This window comes from Aliiglaciecola sp. LCG003, assembly GCF_030316135.1.
Lineage (GTDB): Bacteria > Pseudomonadota > Gammaproteobacteria > Enterobacterales > Alteromonadaceae > Aliiglaciecola.
Map to the genome: position 1 here is coordinate 3,875,933 of NZ_CP128185.1, position 16,541 is coordinate 3,892,473.

At 43.4% G+C, this 16,541-nt stretch carries 15 protein-coding genes; 4 read left to right on the top strand and 11 right to left on the bottom strand.

The features are described 5' to 3' along the window. Positions 1–3: 3 nt before the first annotated feature. From QR722_RS16830 to QR722_RS16840, 3 genes are all read right to left on the bottom strand, one after another. On the bottom strand, positions 4–381 hold the full coding sequence (locus tag QR722_RS16830) for a hypothetical protein (RefSeq protein ID WP_286284109.1): 378 nt from the start codon (positions 379–381) through the stop codon (positions 4–6). A gap of 113 nt (positions 382–494) precedes the next feature. Further along, positions 495–1,232: a tRNA1(Val) (adenine(37)-N6)-methyltransferase gene (locus QR722_RS16835; protein ID WP_286284110.1), complete on the bottom strand. Its 738-nt coding sequence runs from the start codon at positions 1,230–1,232 to the stop codon at positions 495–497. Next, entirely contained in the window at positions 1,232–1,852 is a 621-nt protein-coding gene (locus tag QR722_RS16840; RefSeq protein WP_286284111.1) for an NAD(P)H-binding protein, read from the bottom strand. The genes QR722_RS16835 and QR722_RS16840 overlap by 1 nt, the downstream gene beginning before the upstream one ends. A gap of 71 nt (positions 1,853–1,923) precedes the next feature. Between QR722_RS16840 and QR722_RS16845 the strand changes: the two genes are divergently transcribed. After that, a complete protein-coding gene (locus QR722_RS16845; RefSeq protein ID WP_286284112.1) occupies positions 1,924–4,143 on the top strand; it encodes a S9 family peptidase in 2,220 nt (739 codons plus the stop codon). A gap of 102 nt (positions 4,144–4,245) precedes the next feature. On the opposite strand, the gene QR722_RS16850 is transcribed toward QR722_RS16845, so the two are convergent. Continuing rightward, the gene (locus tag QR722_RS16850; protein ID WP_286284113.1) at positions 4,246–4,617 is read right to left on the bottom strand and encodes a PH domain-containing protein; all 372 of its coding nucleotides are present in this window, start codon (positions 4,615–4,617) and stop codon (positions 4,246–4,248) included. 162 nt (positions 4,618–4,779) lie between these two features. Here QR722_RS16850 and QR722_RS16855 point away from each other — a divergent pair, with 162 nt between their 5' ends. Continuing rightward, positions 4,780–5,784, top strand: coding sequence for a serine/threonine dehydratase (locus QR722_RS16855; protein WP_286284114.1), 1,005 nt, complete (start codon positions 4,780–4,782; stop codon positions 5,782–5,784). 45 nt (positions 5,785–5,829) lie between these two features. Further along, the gene (locus tag QR722_RS16860) at positions 5,830–7,476 is read left to right on the top strand and encodes an amidohydrolase (RefSeq protein ID WP_286284115.1); all 1,647 of its coding nucleotides are present in this window, start codon (positions 5,830–5,832) and stop codon (positions 7,474–7,476) included. A 27-nt stretch (positions 7,477–7,503) separates the two neighbouring features. Here the strand turns inward: QR722_RS16860 and QR722_RS16865 are convergent, their stop codons facing one another. The 5 genes from QR722_RS16865 to QR722_RS16885 form a co-directional block, all read right to left on the bottom strand. Continuing rightward, complete coding sequence (locus QR722_RS16865; RefSeq protein ID WP_286284116.1) at positions 7,504–8,361, bottom strand: ABC transporter ATP-binding protein; 858 nt, start codon at positions 8,359–8,361, stop codon at positions 7,504–7,506. Between the two features lie 26 nt (positions 8,362–8,387). Continuing rightward, positions 8,388–9,353, bottom strand: a complete 966-nt coding sequence (locus tag QR722_RS16870; RefSeq protein WP_286287715.1) for an ABC transporter permease — start codon at positions 9,351–9,353, stop codon at positions 8,388–8,390. A 91-nt stretch (positions 9,354–9,444) separates the two neighbouring features. Beyond that, complete coding sequence (locus tag QR722_RS16875) at positions 9,445–10,845, bottom strand: CmpA/NrtA family ABC transporter substrate-binding protein (RefSeq protein WP_286284118.1); 1,401 nt, start codon at positions 10,843–10,845, stop codon at positions 9,445–9,447. Between the two features lie 342 nt (positions 10,846–11,187). Beyond that, positions 11,188–11,673, bottom strand: coding sequence for a GNAT family N-acetyltransferase (locus QR722_RS16880; RefSeq protein WP_286284119.1), 486 nt, complete (start codon positions 11,671–11,673; stop codon positions 11,188–11,190). Next, a complete protein-coding gene (locus QR722_RS16885) occupies positions 11,649–12,506 on the bottom strand; it encodes an MBL fold metallo-hydrolase (RefSeq protein WP_286284120.1) in 858 nt (285 codons plus the stop codon). Before QR722_RS16885 ends, QR722_RS16880 begins: the two co-directional genes overlap by 25 nt. Positions 12,507–12,627: 121 nt before the next feature. Here QR722_RS16885 and QR722_RS16890 point away from each other — a divergent pair, with 121 nt between their 5' ends. Then, entirely contained in the window at positions 12,628–14,358 is a 1,731-nt protein-coding gene (locus QR722_RS16890; protein WP_286284121.1) for a Na+/H+ antiporter NhaC family protein, read from the top strand. Here the strand turns inward: QR722_RS16890 and QR722_RS16895 are convergent. Further along, a complete protein-coding gene (locus tag QR722_RS16895; protein ID WP_286284122.1) occupies positions 14,355–15,110 on the bottom strand; it encodes a LytR/AlgR family response regulator transcription factor in 756 nt (251 codons plus the stop codon). The two genes, QR722_RS16890 and QR722_RS16895, sit on opposite strands and share 4 nt — an antisense overlap. Then, positions 15,103–16,185 (bottom strand): sensor histidine kinase, encoded by a 1,083-nt coding sequence (locus QR722_RS16900; RefSeq protein ID WP_286284123.1) that lies wholly within the window; start codon positions 16,183–16,185, stop codon positions 15,103–15,105. The genes QR722_RS16895 and QR722_RS16900 overlap by 8 nt, the downstream gene beginning before the upstream one ends. Positions 16,186–16,541: the final 356 nt, after the last annotated feature.

The following is a 16,541-nucleotide window of genomic DNA, read 5'->3' on the forward strand; positions in this document are numbered from 1 at the left end:
AGCTTAAATGAAATCCTGCACAATTCTGCGCACCGAGCGATGATATTTAGGAACTTGCACATTGTCTTCCACATGATCTGCAGGGTAAGCATACAGACCAAAACGATTTTCTTTGCTGTGAGTTATAATCACTAGATATTTAGGCGGCTGGTCGATGTGCCCCCGAAATGGGTCTATAACTGGTACCTCGTAGCGGCCCAGTCTAACCATCGCCATACGCCTACCATTGCGGTAGAAATGTCGATCAAATACCGGGTTAGGAACAATGCTATACACCGCAAATTTGGGTAGCTGCAGCGGAATGCCCAGCCAAGTCACTTGCACAACCTGTAATTCGTCTATCAAACTGGCGATAGCGTCCGGCAGTTCTAAATCTCGCATATCCCACCACATTCTGAAACTAGTCTAGATTAAATATAGCAATTAAATTCAAATACAGAGGGTTATCGAGACTAATAATCTTAAATAAGCGATGAGCATGAATATTAGGGCGATTAGAAATTCAGATAAAAGCCTTGGCAAAGTTGCTTATAACTATCTGAATAGCCACCAGCATCAGTATGAATTACGAGATTATCCTGCAAGATATCATTTTGGAACTTGCTAAAACACAGTAGTTGACGAATCGCTGGCTTATTGGCTTTGGAAAAAACCCAGGTTCTACGCTGGCAATACAATCCATGAGCCTCGGCAAGCTCATCGATTTGTTTTGCTTGGGCGGGCAAAATACAGTTAAATTGCCCTTGTGGACTAAGACAGCCCCTCACTGCTTGCATAAGTTGGTCTAGGTTTAAACTATCTAAGTGACGAGCTTGTCGTCGAGTCGTTGTCATATAATTAGCATCAGCAGGTGCTAGTTCTCCGCGCTTGGCTACGAAAAAAGGCGGATTGCTGATAATGAAGTCATATTGCTGGTTGGCGGGTAGTGACTGTATTGGCAGAACATCAAAGGACAATTTACTCGGCCATGGGCATTCTGCGGCGTTGTGACAGGCTTGCTTAATGGCCGCTGCGTCTATATCAATTCCATAAATTTTCGCCTCACAAGGGGACTTCTGCGCCAGCATTATGGCCAATAAACCACTACCTGTGCCAATGTCGAGTAATTTCGTCGAGGGGCCAGGCTCAGCCCAACTGCCTAGCAAAATACCATCGGTGCCAACTTTCATGGCACATAGGGAATGCTCAATTTGGAATTGCTTAAAGCGAAAACCGTCTAATTTTTTCGTCATCAGAATCGTTGTAATTCAATCATTTGTTTAGCCACTTCGGATGCTTGAACGGGTTTATATTTAGCCAAACTGCCAATTAAGAACGGTGAAACAAGCTTAACTAAAAAACTGCCAATTTGTTCCGCTGGACGACTTTCTTGCCTATCTCCTAGCAATAGCGATGGTCTTACCGCTACTGCATTTAATTGTTCGAGCTGATATATCGCCTGCTCTAGTTCACCCTTAACTTGCAAATAAAAGTTATGACTACTGGCATCTGCGCCGACGGAAGAGACCCAAACAAAGCTACGTACATCATACTCAATCGAGATTAACGCTGCTTGATAGACTAAATCGAAGTCAATTTCACGGAATGCCTTCTTGCTGCCGGCTTTTTTAATCGTTGTACCCAAGCAAACATAAACATGGTCAACTGCAAAGCTTTCGGCATATTGATGCCATTCAAAACGCTCAGCTGAGGGCTTGATTATACTCTGCCGAATCTTATTTGATTCAAGCCCTACGGGGTGTCGAACAATACAATTAATTTGCTTGTAACGACTGTCTTTGACAAGCGCTTTAAGTACCTCACCACCCACTAACCCTGTGGCCCCAAGAACGAGTGCAATTTTATTTGTCATACTTGCCGCTGTATATTTATGCCTTGATAGGTTTACAATAACCTATCTCGAACGACAGAATAATCCTAATAATGAAAAAATATTTATCTATTACCGCTTTCAGCATTCTTACGTTGATAGCTTCAACCGCGATTGCTCAACAATCTCTTAGCATTGAACGCATTTTCCAGTCTCCCGCGCTGGACGGCTCTGCGCCTAAAAAACTTAAAGTCTCCCCTGATGGAAAACGTGTCACCTTTTTAAAAGGCAAAACCTCAGATTACGAACGTTATGATTTGTGGGAATATGACGTACAAACTGGCAAAACCCAAATGCTGTTTAATTCCAATGATCTTATCAGTGGCACCGAACAGCTCTCAGACGAAGAAAAAGCCAGAAGAGAACGCATGCGCGAAAGCGGCAGCGGGATCATCGAATACTTTTGGTCTGATGACGGCAGTGCTTTGCTATTTCCATTGGGTGGAGATGCATATTATTTAAAATTAGGCGAATCCAAGGCTCGTCAATTATTGGCAACCGACGCATTTGAAACCGATATTCGTTTTTCACCCAAAGGTAATTTCATCTCTTATGTAAGGGAACAAAACCTATATGTAAAACATATCGCAACTGGCAAAGAAACAGCTATTACTACTGAAGGCGGCGGAAACATTAAATTCGCAATGGCCGAATTTGTTGCACAAGAAGAAATGAGCCGTATGACCGGTTACTGGTGGTCTCCTGATGAAACTAAAATAGCCTTAACCAAAGTCGATATGTCACCCGTTGAAGTCATTACCCGTAGTGAAATCTACGCTGATTCAATCAAGATGATAAGCCAACGTTACCCATCAGCAGGGACACCAAATGTTGCCATTGAGTTAGCAGTTTACAATCTAGCTAATGGCAAAACACAGTGGCTTGATATGGGTGAAGAAAAGGACATTTATTTGGCCAGAGCTAAATGGATGCCTGATAGCGAAACCCTAACTTATCAGTGGCAAAGCCGCAATCAACAGATCCTTGAGTTGCGGGCTTACAACAGCAAAACGGCTAAGCAAACGGTTTTACTGAAAGAAACAAGTGATACATGGGTAAATTTGCATGACGATCTGTACTTCATTAATAATGGTACCCAATTCTTGTGGGCCAGCGAAAGGGATGGTTTCAAGCACCTGTATTTATTCGATAAGCAAGGCAAGCTAATTGAGCAACTCACAGCGGGAGACTGGGTGGTTGATCAGGTAGAGGCCATAGATACAAATAATCAATTGGTCTATTTCAGTGGACGCAAAGATACTCCTATCGAAAAACATCTCTACCAGGTATCACTCCAAGGTGGCGAAATTCAAAAAGTTAGTCAACGCCAAGGCTTTCATGAAGTTACCTTCAGCGAAGATGCATCTATTTATGTAGACCGCTACTCAAGCGTAAATACCCCATGGCAGGTTAGTTTGCATAGCAATGACGGAAACCGACTAACTTGGCTAGAGCAAAATCAAATTAATAAAGATCATCCGTTATATGCCTATCAATCTGATTGGGTTAAACCCGAGTTTGGTACCTTCAAAACCAACGACGGTGTCGACTTACATTACCGTCTTTTCAAACCTAAGAAGATAGCAGGTAAGCATGCTGCCATCGTATTTGTTTACGGCGGCCCTCATGCACAAATTGTGCAGGACAAATGGTACGCAAACCGTGGTCTGCTGATGCAATATTGGGTAAACAAGGGTTATGTCGTCTTTACTGTGGATAATCGAGGCTCTAATTTCCGTGGCAAAGCCTTTGAAGAACCTTTATATACTAAAATGGGCAGTGTTGAAGTTGACGATCAGGTTGCCGGAGCGAAATTCCTCGCGTCTTTGGGCTATGTAGATGAACAACGAATTGGCATCTATGGTCATAGTTATGGCGGCTATATGGCGTTGATGACCATGTTTAAAGCCGGTGATGTGTTTAGCGCAGGCGTATCTGGTGCACCGGTTACCGATTGGCAGCTATATGACACCCACTACACAGAGCGCTACATGGGCAACCCCAAGCAGCTTGCTGACGCATACCGAGCCGCTTCAGTTTTCCCCTATGCAAAAGACTTGAAAAAGCCTCTGTTGATTTATCATGGTATGGCTGATGACAATGTATTGTTCAAGCACAGTACTAAACTGTACAAGCACCTGCAGGACTTGGCTATTCCATTTGAAACTATGGATTATCCGGGCAAGAAACACAGCATCCGTGGTAAAAATACTGGTATCCATTTATATAAAACCATTACCAACTTCTTTGACCGAACTATTGGCGCTAAGTAAGTTGTAAACCAAAAGGGATGGCGTCGCCAAACGACCCATCCCTTTTTTCATAGCATAGAAGCATTTTAACCACTGAATGATTACGCCTTCGCACAAGGCTGATTAGAACATGGAGTCTGCAAGGGTTTTCTGAATACCTACCACTACATGTTTATTCAATTGCTTTTCAATTGGTTCGTCTTGACCAGACACCCAAATTTTAATCTCAGCATCTAAATCAAAATGTCCCGCAGACTCAAGTTTGAACTGGGTGATAGCACGATATGGAATAGAGTGATAATCGACTTTACGCCCTGTCAGCCCTTGTTTATCTATTAAGATTAAGCGTTTGTTGGTAAACACATACATATCACGCACTTCCTTGAAGACTCTTTCAACAGTCTCATTAACACCAATAATAGGTGCCAGCTCTTCACTCACATCGGCTACATCTATCTCGGATGCATTACCCATAATTTTGTCTAACAATCCCATTCCATTACTCCTTTATGCAATATCTATTAATTATTCTGTGTGGCACCAAGCATAGGGGAACCGGTATAAAACACAACAGCAAGTTTTCCTGAACGATATTAAAACGGCCAAAAATATGCTTCACTATTGGATTGAATGATTCAGCCTAAATTACGGATTATCATGATTAGTTTTGCAGATGTAGATGCCGCACATAAGCGTATATCGTCGATGATACATCAAACCCCTATTTTAGAATCGTCTATGCTAAATGAATGCTTAGGCAGTCGCATTTTGTTTAAAGCCGAGTGTTTGCAGCGCACAGGGGCATTCAAAGTCAGGGGCGCTCTTAATTGCCTAACCAGGTTAGCTGAACAAGGAAAGCTACCTAAGCACATTGTCGCTAATAGCTCTGGCAATCACGCTCAAGCCGTTGCCTATGCTGCACGTAAATACAACATACCAGCGACTATATACTCTACTGTTAATGTGTCCGCCGTAAAGGCAGCAGCCACCAAGCACTACGGCGCTAAATTAAAATTGTTTAATACTCGTAAAGAAGCTGACCTTGCAGTGCAACACGCAGCTAAGCAGGAGGGAACCCTTTGGATCCCACCTTTTAACCACCCCGATATCATCGCAGGGCAAGGCACCTTAGCGTTTGATGCGCTAGCTCAAACCGGTGACGTAGATGCTGTTTTTGCCCCTTGTGGTGGCGGGGGTTTGCTTTCAGGTACATTAATAGCAACGCGGCAATTATGCCCTAACGCTAAAGTAATAGGCGCCGAACCCTTGGTTGCTAACGATGCAGCCCAGTCTTTGCGTAGTGGTAAAATAATCACTTTGGGGCAAGCCCCAATAACGCTAGCAGACGGTGCAGCAACACCATCTGTGGGTCATCATACCTTCCCCATTTTAAAGCAACTTGATGCATTCTTCGAAGTCAGTGAAGTGCAAATTGCCTATTGGAGTCAATGGTTACAACACCTGCTGAAAATCCATGTGGAACCGACCAGCGCGATGAGTATGCAAGCTGTTGCAGAGTGGCTTGGCAGTGTTGCTAAAAACCAAACAGTTTTAGTCTTACTCTCCGGCGGCAACATAGATCAAAGCATGATGTCACGCTTGTGGTCAGTGGATTATCTAAATGAATTACCGCAACTAGCATTGCAAAAGCACGAAATTTAGGTCACTTTTAAAGGTGAAAAATGAGCATAATCAATGGAAACGTAGATGAAAACCTTAGCAATTTTATTAATCTCTGCCCTTAGCTTTTTGGCCCAAGCAAAACCTACTATTGTGGGAAATGTAAAGGGTTATACCCTGTCGAACTCAGGGGCATTAATACAGTTTAGTCATATCGCCTTCGAGGGTGGAAAAGTATTAGCCATCGGCGATCCGACGCTATTAAACCAGTTTCAAGATAATATTTTCATCGATGGAAAGCAGAAAACCCTAATACCTGGTTTGATTGATTCACACGGACACATGTTGGGATTAGGGGCTACTCTATTGCAAGTGGATGTCAGAGAAGATGCTAGTGCCCAAAAAGCCGCCATGCATGTGCGCGATTATGCAGCGAAAAACCCGCAACTAAATTGGGTAATAGGTAGCGGCTGGAATCAGGTCTTATGGCCAGATAAAGCCTTCCCAACCGCCAAACAATTGGATGAATACATAAGCGATACTCCAGTTTGGCTTGAGCGGGTGGATGGCCATGCGGGTTGGGCAAATTCCAAAGCCCTCGAGCTCGCTGGAGTAGATAGAAACAGCGTAGATCCACCCGGTGGTAAGATAGTAAAAGATCAACAGGGTAATCCGACTGGTGTACTGATTGACACGGCTATGTCATTGGTCGAAAAATATTTACCAAAGGCCGATACTGTCTTCTATCAGGCCAGTCTTGATGCAGCGACGGCGCATCTATTATCGCTGGGCATTACCAGCATGCATGATGCTGGTATTAGCCAATCTGTATATGATTTCTACCAAAATCAAGCGGCTCAAAATCAATTGAAAGTGCGCATATATGCTATGTTAGCGGCCACTGATCCTAATATAGAAAGTATGCTTAAAGCAGGTTACATTAATGCCCAAAATGACTTTTTATCTATCAGAAGCGTCAAAGTTTATGGCGACGGCGCATTAGGCAGTCGTGGGGCCGCATTATTCGAAGACTACTCAGATGCGCCGCATAATCGCGGCTTGTTGGTGACTCAAGAAAATCAACTTAAACCATTGTTTGATTTAGTCTTGGGCAGCAAATTCCAACTTAATTATCATGCCATTGGTGACCGAGCAAATCGCTTGGCACTGGACAACTTTGAACAAACCTTTAAATCTCTAGGCGGCGAAGATTTACGCAATCGCGTAGAGCATACACAAGTCATTAGCCTTGATGATATTCCTCGCTTTAAACTGCTAAATATCATTCCAGCAATGCAGCCTACTCATGCCACCAGCGATATGAATATGGCCGAGGATAGGATTGGTAAAGACCGCTTACGTGGCGCTTATGCTTGGCAACGATTCGTTGCGCAAGGCTCACCCCTTGCCCTAGGTTCAGATTTCCCAGTAGAGCTAGCCAACCCATTTTACGGTTTGCACGCAGCAGTTACTCGTCAAGATAGAAACAATCAGCCAGATGATGGATGGATACCTAGCCAATCTTTAACGCTACTACAAGCGTTTAAAGGTTTCACAATTGACGGTGCTTACGCGGCTCATCAAGAACAGAAACTAGGTGGCTTGACCGAAGGTAAATGGGCCGATTTTATTCTAATTGACCGAGATATCTTTAGCATCCCGCCTGAGGATATTTGGAAAACCCAAGTATTAGAAACGTGGGTTGCTGGGTCTCAAGTATTTAGCGCCCAATAGCACTTACTTATGATGCTGCTTAAATAATTAGGCAGCATCACTATTGATATTCGCTTTACTTTGTTGTGCTTTTTTTGCGGATCGAGGGGTTACCGTTTCCACTTTACGTTGTTTTTCGTATAAGAACCTAAGTACTTCATGGCGATAATGGTTATATTGGGCATTATCTGCCAAGTCGATACGATTGCGTGGTCTTTCTAAGTCCACTGACAATATTTCCCCCACTGTGGCCGACGGGCCATTGGTCATCATTACAATTCTATCTGATAACAACACGGCTTCGTCCACATCATGGGTTATCATAATGACGGTATTACCTAACTCTGCTTGGATCTCCATCAATGAATCTTGCAGGTGGGCACGTGTTAGCGCATCCAATGCGCCAAAAGGCTCATCCATCAACAGGACTTTTGGTTGCATCGACAAAGCTCGGGCTATTCCCACCCGTTGTTTCATACCTCCGGAAATTTCAGCAGGTAATTTATCTCTAGCATGACTCATATGTACCAAGTCCAAGTTATGCTCCACCCATTCGCGAATCTGCTGTTTGCTACGTGGCTGTTGACTTTGTTTTACTGCAAGCTCAACATTTTTATAGACTGACAACCAAGGCAATAAAGAGTGATTTTGAAACACCACCGCCCGCTCAGGGCCTGGCTCGTTCACTTCAGTCTGGTCTAGGATCACACCTCCGGTGGTGGCTTGCAGCAAACCAGCCACAATATTCAGCACCGTTGATTTTCCACATCCAGAGTGTCCAATCAACGAAATAAATTCGCCCTTTTTGATCCTCAAGTTCACGTCAGTAAGGGCATTAAACACTCCTGTCGGGGTGGGAAAATCAATTCCTACTTGAGTGAGTTCTAAATGATGTTGTTTAGTCATTGTAAGGGTTCCTTATTTTCGCAGGATCAACGAGTAATTGCATTCTTATCCCAACTTACCTGCCTTTGTAATATCAGCATAAGACGGTCTAAAATAAAGCCAATAAGCCCAATAGTGAGTACTGCCACCATAATTCTCGCCAAGGATTCTGAGCTACCATTTTGAAACTCATCCCAAACAAACTTTCCTAATCCGGGATTTTGCGCCAACATTTCAGCAGCGATTAATACCATCCAACCTATGCCCAAAGACAAACGCAATCCGGTGAATATCATCGGGATTGAGGAAGGCAACACGATTTTGACAATATGCGTGATAGGCCCTAATCTTAATACCTTACTCACATTGATTAAGTCTGAGTCAATCGATGAAACGCCCACTGCGGTATTGATCAACGTTGGCCACAAGCAACACAAGGACACGGTCACAGCAGAGGTAATAAATGACTTAGAAAACATCGGGTCGTCACTCACATAGACTGCACTGACCACCATGGTTACTAGGGGTAACCATGCTAGGGGTGACACGGGTTTAAATAGTTGAATCAATGGATTCATTGCCGCATAAGCGGATTTACTCAAACCGCAGGCAATTCCGACCGGTACAGCAATCAAAGAGGCAATAATAAAACCAATCATAACCGTGTATAAGCTGGTCCATATCTGTTGGAAAAATGTCGGTGCGCCAGTGAAGTTACGAATTTTAGGCTTATAACTTGGATCGGCCGCCACTCGCTGCGCATTACGTACCTCTTGGCGCTGATAGAATTCCTCCGCTTTAGATTGTTGAGCGTAATGTTCGTCTAGCAAAGTATTCGTTTGCTCCCAGACTTGTGCAGGGCCTGGAAATTGCCCCAAAGAAGTATCTATATTTCTAGCTGCCACATTCCAAATTAGCAAAAAGAATATGATGCCTAACGTGGGTAAAATTAAGCCTGTCGCAAAGTTGGTCAGTTGGCTTTTGTCAAAACCAAACTTTACGTTTGGCGACATAATTGGAAAGCGCGTGGATTTAATCATTAATGCTCATCCGGTTTATCAAAGTAATATTCAGCACAAGCGCGAACCTATGCTGGATTTAAAATTAAAGTTTTATGTCGCCCTTCAAACCAATGGCCAGCTTTTCCAAATAGGCATTGGGTTTTGTGCCGTCGTAAGTCACACCGTCTAGAAAATCCGATTGAGGGGGTTTGAAACCACTTTCTTGGTTAAAATCTGGAAAGTCAGAAGCGTTTGCTTTACCTTCTGCGATGAGCGACTTCGCTGCTAGAACATACACATCCGGACGATAGACACTCTTGGCGGTTTGCATGAACCAATCATCTGATTTGGCATCAGAGATCTGTCCCCAACGACGCATCTGAGTTAAGTACCAAATTGCGTCACTGTAGTAGGGGTAGGTGGCGTTGTGACGGAAGAACACATTGAAATCAGGTACCTCTCTTTTATCACCCTTTTCATATTCGAAGGTTCCCGTCATGCTATTAGCAATCACCTCAGGATCAGCTCCCACGTATTGAGACTTGGCTAGTATTTTTACGGCTTCACCGCGGTTAGCATTGTTGTTTTCATCCAACCACTTAGCCGCCCGGATCATCGCTTTTACTACCCTGATATGCGTATTCGGATACTTATCGGCCCACTCTTTGCTAACACCAAAAACCTTCTCTGGATTGTTTTTCCAAATTTCATAGTCGGTTATTACCGGCACACCTATACCTTTGAATACAGCTTGCTGATTCCATGGTTCCCCTACGCAGTAGCCATGGATCGTCCCAGCTTCCATAGTTGCAGGCATTTGTGGCGGGGGCGTAACCGACAACAAAGCCTGCGCATCAATTTGACCACTGGTGTCGCCTTTATGCGGGGCGTAGAAACCCGGGTGAATTCCCCCTGCTGCTAGCCAATAACGCAATTCATAGTTATGTGTGGAAACCGGAAAAACCATGCCCATTTTAAAAGGCTTACCGCTTTGCTGATATTTCTCAACTATAGGCTTTAGCGCATCAGCTTTGATGGGGTGTACTGGCAATCCATTTTGATGGGGGATATTGGCTTTCATTTGCTGCCAAATATCATTGGATACGGTAATTCCGTTGCCGTTCAGATCCATACTAAATGCGGTAATAATATGTGCCTGAGTGCCATAGCCGATTGTCGCACCCAGCGGTTGGCCGGCAAGCATATGAGCGCCATCCAATTGACCATCAATGACTCTATCCAATAGCACTTTCCAATTGGCCTGCGCTTCCAAAGTCACATAAAGGCCTTCATCTTCGAAGTATCCTTTCTCATAAGCAATGGCCAAAGGCGCCATGTCGGTCAGCTTTATGAAACCAATTTTGAGCTCTTCTTTTTCAGGCCAACCCAATTCTGCGGCCTGTGACGTTGTCGACAACAACCCAGCTATTAGTCCCACAGCAACCAGCTTAGATGCTGTGCGTTTGACACTTTTGACTGCGACAGAAAGAGGTGAAGATAGCATGGTCTGGCTCCTTTTTTTCCAAAAAAAAACCCACGCAAACTACAGGACACGAAAGTTTGCGTGGGCGACTTTGCCTTTATTTTTAGATCACTTAGGTATCTAAAAATTTTTTTAACTTTATATTTTTATTATTATTCAGTGTTGCGCATTTGATGTTTTTATCATTTTAATGCGTCAGCACGTTTATCATTGCAGACTTGGTGCCAACTTTATTATTCATTAAAATCAGTCACTTAACATATTGTTCACAACGGGTAATCAGTAGAAGTTAACCAGCTTGGTGCGAATTGCACAAGCTTGGGGCGCATCCAGTGGCAACTAATGTGCATAGACTCGCCAGCTTTACTTGCGGGTCATATATAGGTAACAGGCCATTTCAGCCGATGGTGTCTCGGGATAGTCAGTTGGCAGGAAGCCTAAGGAACGGTAAAGTTGTTCGGCAACTTTATTATCTTTAGCAACAAATAGTGAATACCCGTTAGTTTCCAATAGGCTCGGTGCTAGCTCGATTAATTTAAGCACCAGCAAGCCACCTAACCCTAAACCCCGTTTACTTGGTGCCACCACCAGACGTGCAAAGTGTGCTCGACCGCAGCGTATATAGCATTGACCAAAGGCCAACATATTACCCGCTGAATCTTCGAGTTTGAAGGAGTGTAAGTCATGCAACTGAATTTGTAATGCAAGTGCTTTTAGCGTCAAAGGGTAGTCCATATTAGGACCACCCCAGTCACGAATGGTTTTTACCGAGTCGAACCAACTATGCAGTGTAGGCATATCTGCTTCACCGGCGCTGACAAGCTCTATTGATAAAGGGTCTTTATCCATTTCTCTTCAGATATAAATTGCCAAGCCCAATCTTTCCACTGCTCGTCTAAGCCAGCGTCAACGATATCATCAACCGTCATGCCATTAATTTTATGCTGCTTTACTTCGGCCGATGTAGCTTTAATCATATCGACGAAACGCTGCATATCAGCTTTATTAGCAAGGTCGCCATGCCCTGGAATTATCTTTGTTTGATCTGAAACTAAGGTTAACAAATGTTCAACACCGGCTATATAGCCTGCCACCGAACCGCCAGCGTCAAGATCTATGTATGGGAATCTATCTTTAAAGAACACGTCACCGGCATGTAACACGTCGGCCTGTTTAAAATAAACCGCACTGTCACCATCGGTATGGGCATAGGAGAGGTGGAACACATCTAGGGTTTCACCATTGAAATGTATATTGACGCTTTGCGCATAAGTAACAACAGGAAGTTCTGCATGCTTATGATCGGGCTTTGAAGCTAACCGAGTGCGCACGTTGTCATGTGCGAACACCGTCGCATCGCGAACTTCACGCATATACACATTCGAACCTGTGTGATCGCCGTGATAATGAGTATTTATCACATAACGGAGTTTGCCTTTAACAATTTGGTCCAACGCATTGGAAATCTTTTCGGCCAAAGGTTCAAATTGATCATCGATGATCAGCAAGCCTTCATCGCCGGCAGACACGCCAATGTTTCCACCTGCGCCGGTCATCATATACACTGAGCCGCCTAAATGTTGTGATTGAATTTCTACATCCGCAAATCTATCCTGTGCAGATACTAAGTTACTGAGAAATCCAGCAGCTATTATCAGCGCCGAAAGTGAAATTATCCGCATAATTCTATCCTATTGTTTTGTTTTGACTTCAGTAAAATTACCGTTTTTCGTGATGAACAGATCATAAAGAATCACAAATATGATAATTTATTTCATTCGCTGAATTAAGAGTGTCTATTTAATGAGTAAAATGCAAAATATTTTGACCTTGGTATGCATTATTTTTGGTCTGATCGCTGGGCTGTGGGTCAATTTTAATTTGTCAGCCTCTTGGGTAGAGTCTCGATTGCAATATCAAACCTTTGAAAATGCACAGGGGCAAATCGTCTATATTAGCAGAGGCAAAGAGCAAGCCATTGGAACGCCAGTAGCCTATCAAGACTCACCACTTAGACAGCGCAATTTAGACACACTCACCGAAGCCCCAACATTGAAACAGCAATGGGTAATACTCGATGGTGACAACACCAATCCGATTTTACTGAAGGCCGATTACCACTATGGTATCTGGTCTTTGCTGCCCGCCTTTATTGCCATCGCACTATGTCTAATCAGCCGCGAGCCTTTATTGGCATTATTTAGCGGAATCGTAGTGGGAGGTTTCATGATAGGTAAGTTCGATATCAGTGCGGACATCCTCATCCCTAACATGGCTACGGCCGATGCGGCCTCAATTCTCATATTGTATCTATGGCTTTTGGGTGGATTGATGGGGATATGGGCAAAAACCGGCGCAGCTGCTGCATTTGCAGAAATGATGAGTCGTCGCTTTGTAAAGGGACCGCGCTCGGCCAAATTGGTCACTTGGATGCTCGGAGTGTTATTTTTCCAAGGCGGGACTATGAGTACGGTGTTAGTTGGCACCACGGTAAAACCCATGGCAGACAAAGCCAATGTCAGTCATGAAGAACTCAGTTATGTGGTGGACTCCACTGCATCACCTATTGCTTCAGTTATTGCTTTTAATGCTTGGCCTGCATATATACAAACCTTTATATTTGTACCGGGCGTGGCTTTCTTGGCCACGGAAGCTGACCGCATTCAGTTTTTCTTTTCCAGCATCCCATTTAGTTTCTATGGAATATTCGCCGTGGTGGGCACCTTGCTATTAAGTTTGGAGTTCACTCGTTTTTCCGGTCGTCCTATGCAAAAAGCAATTGCAAGAGCTCGTCTTACCGGACAATTGGATGCACCCAATGCAGCGCCTATTAGCGCAAAAGAGCTACGACAGGTTGATACGCCTGCAGGTTATTTTCCTCATTGGCTGGAGTTTGTTTTACCTCTAGTCAGTTTGATCTTAGTGGCAGTGTTGACCTTTGTTCTCACTGGCTCACCGCAAATACATTGGGCGTTTGGTGCCGCATTATTTCTTGCTATCGCGATGGCGATGGGCAAAGGCATGGGCCTTAGAGGAATACTTGAAGGATTAGGTACTGGCTGGAAAGGAGTCGTTGTCGCTTCTGTGATCCTCATGTTAGCAATTACAATTGGCGCGGTCAGCAAGCAGTTAGGCGGGGGCATTTACTTAGTTGAACTGCTCGGCGAAGAGTTACCCTACTGGATTTTGCCTATGGTTTTACAACTGCTTACTATCGTAATTGCCTTTTCAACCGGCACCAGTTGGGGGACTTATGCTATTGCATTCCCATTAGCGATGCCATTGATGTGGATCATTGCCCAAAATGAAATGTTGGCCAATCCTGAGGTATTCATGATGATTTGTTTCGCCGCGGTATTAAATGGCAGTGTATTTGGTGATCAATGTTCACCCATTTCAGATACTACTATTTTAAGTTCAATGACGACAGGATGTGATTTGATGGATCACGTCAAAACACAAATAATACCAGCAAGTTATGCTGCTATCCTTGCTGGGATCCTGTGGACTCTCAGTGCGTTAATTTTCAGTTAATTGGTCAACTCATCTAACTTTGCCCGGTTGCGGCGGGACAGCGTCAGCACATCGCCATTTTGTAAGATCACTGAATAGTCACCCTTATCATTAGGCCGCAACTCCACAATCGCGCTACGACGCACAATAGATGAGCGGTGAATACGCACAAATTCGGCGGGATTTAACTGATCTTCAAGAGTAGCTAGGGTTTCTCGATGCAGCACGTGTTTTCCATCATTAAGGTGGATTTCGGCATAGTTACCCGCACCGGTAATGAAGTTAATATTGCCAACATCTATCAAACGAATCCGTCCTGGGTCCCTAATGACCAAGCGTTCACGATATCCCTTTTGCAGCTCGCCCATCATCTGCTGAATGATTTCGCTGAGCTTAGCGTAATCGTCATGTTGCCCGCCTTTTATCTTTTGTCGCGCTCGTTCTAATGCAGTGTAAAAACGCTCATCATCGAAGGGCTTTAAAATATAGTCAATTGCATTTAGTTCAAAGGCTTCAACAGCATGTTCGTTGTATGCGGTGGCAAATATTATCACGCAGTTTTCAGGTATATGTTTTGCTACTTCAATACCTGAAATACCCGGCATTTCGATGTCTAAGAAGATAATATTGGGAGATAATTCTTTGGCGAACATTAACGCCTGATTGCCATCTTCGGCTTCATACACGTCGGTAATATCTGCTTGTTCTTTTAACAACAACTTGATTGTTTCACGGGCGAGATGTTCATCATCGGCAATCAGCACACTAAGCATCCGGTTCTCCTATGGGAATCGCTAACAGAGTTTCAAATAAACCGTCATTAAGGGGATGAAGTTCAAGCCGAAAATGACTGTACAATCGTGAAAGTCTCTCTCGGGTGTTGGTCAAACCAATGCCAAATCCAGAGTGGGTATCGTAAATGGCAATTTTATTGGTAAGAACCACTTTCAATTCTTTGTCATTCCGGCTGATAACCAAATTAAGTAGGTTACGGTTGGATTCAAGTTGAGAGCCATGTTGTACTGCGTTTTCAACCAATGGGTGCAATAACATGTTTGGAATGTCTAACTCCAAGCAATCTGGTTGAACCGACACATGGGTATCCAACTTTTCTGAGAAACGCATTTTTTGAATTGCTAAATAGCTGTTAATAAAGGCAATTTCATCTCTTACTTTAATATTATTATGATTTTTGTTTTCCAAAATTTTACGCAACATTAAGCTCAACTCAGACAATGCGGTTACCGCGTCTTTTTCGCGTTTAAGGCGAACCAAACTTGCAATGGTATTTAATGCGTTGAATAAAAAATGTGGATTAAGTTGCGAGCGTAGAGTCTTCAATTGCTCTTGAGTTAGGGCGTGGTGCATGCGTTTTAACTCAATGCTTTCTTGAACGGCATTATGATAAAAACGTATACCTAAGGCGGCGGTTAATACTCCAAGGTAGATAAAAATATCTAATTGCGAGGTTGTAGAGACAATACGCAGCAGAGTATCAAAAAACTGAGCTATATCATCACCTTCAAGAAATTCCCTTACAAATATGGTGGTGACCCAATAGTAGGTCAATAACGCCATCATCCAAATAAAATGGCTAAATACTTTGCGGTATATCGACCTATCAGGCTCATCGTTAAGTCTTACCACCAGAAAAACGCATGCTGTTACTGGGATCCAATTAATAAACCAAGGGCTCATTAGGGTCCAAGTCCAAATCCAACTGGACTCATTGTCAGTGTTTAAATCTGCTACATATTGGAATTGCGTAAACACCGAAAGTACCGCCAGCCAAAAAAATATATTGGCGAGCCAAAAATATCGATTAAGCACTAAGGTGGACTTACGCATAAATATATCGGGTATTCAAAAGTAACTATTCTTTTAACATATCGGGGTTTTGTCCAATAATCCACTGTTAAAATGAATGAGAAATTTTTCTACCAGAATATCCATCCCCCCTATTGGCACCACAAATATCAATATTGTAAATCTGCTAGAATTCCTAATTTAGAGCCTGCAAAAACAAACTTTCACTATTAAAATCATATATTTATTTAACTATGTTCCTATGAGGAGTAACTAACCAAAGGCCATTTCGCAATCGATTGGTCAGAAGTTCCCCCCGCTTATCATTTAAAACAAGCCTTTAGTCACTCTGAATCACCCCTTGGTGGATAGTCCCTAGTGGTCCCTCGCCTTTACGC

Excerpts from the sequence above, each read along its gene's own strand:
- QR722_RS16830 (WP_286284109.1), bottom strand. The coding sequence starts at position 381 with ATGCGAGATTTAGAACTGCCGGACGCTATCGCCAGTTTGATAGACGAA.
- QR722_RS16835 (WP_286284110.1), bottom strand. The coding sequence starts at position 1,232 with ATGACGAAAAAATTAGACGGTTTTCGCTTTAAGCAATTCCAAATTGAG.
- QR722_RS16840 (WP_286284111.1), bottom strand. The coding sequence starts at position 1,852 with ATGACAAATAAAATTGCACTCGTTCTTGGGGCCACAGGGTTAGTGGGT.
- QR722_RS16845 (WP_286284112.1), top strand. The coding sequence starts at position 1,924 with ATGAAAAAATATTTATCTATTACCGCTTTCAGCATTCTTACGTTGATA.
- QR722_RS16850 (WP_286284113.1), bottom strand. The coding sequence starts at position 4,617 with ATGGGATTGTTAGACAAAATTATGGGTAATGCATCCGAGATAGATGTA.
- QR722_RS16855 (WP_286284114.1), top strand. The coding sequence starts at position 4,780 with ATGATTAGTTTTGCAGATGTAGATGCCGCACATAAGCGTATATCGTCG.
- QR722_RS16860 (WP_286284115.1), top strand. The coding sequence starts at position 5,830 with ATGAAAACCTTAGCAATTTTATTAATCTCTGCCCTTAGCTTTTTGGCC.
- QR722_RS16865 (WP_286284116.1), bottom strand. The coding sequence starts at position 8,361 with ATGACTAAACAACATCATTTAGAACTCACTCAAGTAGGAATTGATTTT.
- QR722_RS16870 (WP_286287715.1), bottom strand. The coding sequence starts at position 9,353 with ATGTCGCCAAACGTAAAGTTTGGTTTTGACAAAAGCCAACTGACCAAC.
- QR722_RS16875 (WP_286284118.1), bottom strand. The coding sequence starts at position 10,845 with ATGCTATCTTCACCTCTTTCTGTCGCAGTCAAAAGTGTCAAACGCACA.
- QR722_RS16880 (WP_286284119.1), bottom strand. The coding sequence starts at position 11,673 with ATGGATAAAGACCCTTTATCAATAGAGCTTGTCAGCGCCGGTGAAGCA.
- QR722_RS16885 (WP_286284120.1), bottom strand. The coding sequence starts at position 12,506 with ATGCGGATAATTTCACTTTCGGCGCTGATAATAGCTGCTGGATTTCTC.
- QR722_RS16890 (WP_286284121.1), top strand. The coding sequence starts at position 12,628 with ATGAGTAAAATGCAAAATATTTTGACCTTGGTATGCATTATTTTTGGT.
- QR722_RS16895 (WP_286284122.1), bottom strand. The coding sequence starts at position 15,110 with ATGCTTAGTGTGCTGATTGCCGATGATGAACATCTCGCCCGTGAAACA.
- QR722_RS16900 (WP_286284123.1), bottom strand. The coding sequence starts at position 16,185 with ATGCGTAAGTCCACCTTAGTGCTTAATCGATATTTTTGGCTCGCCAAT.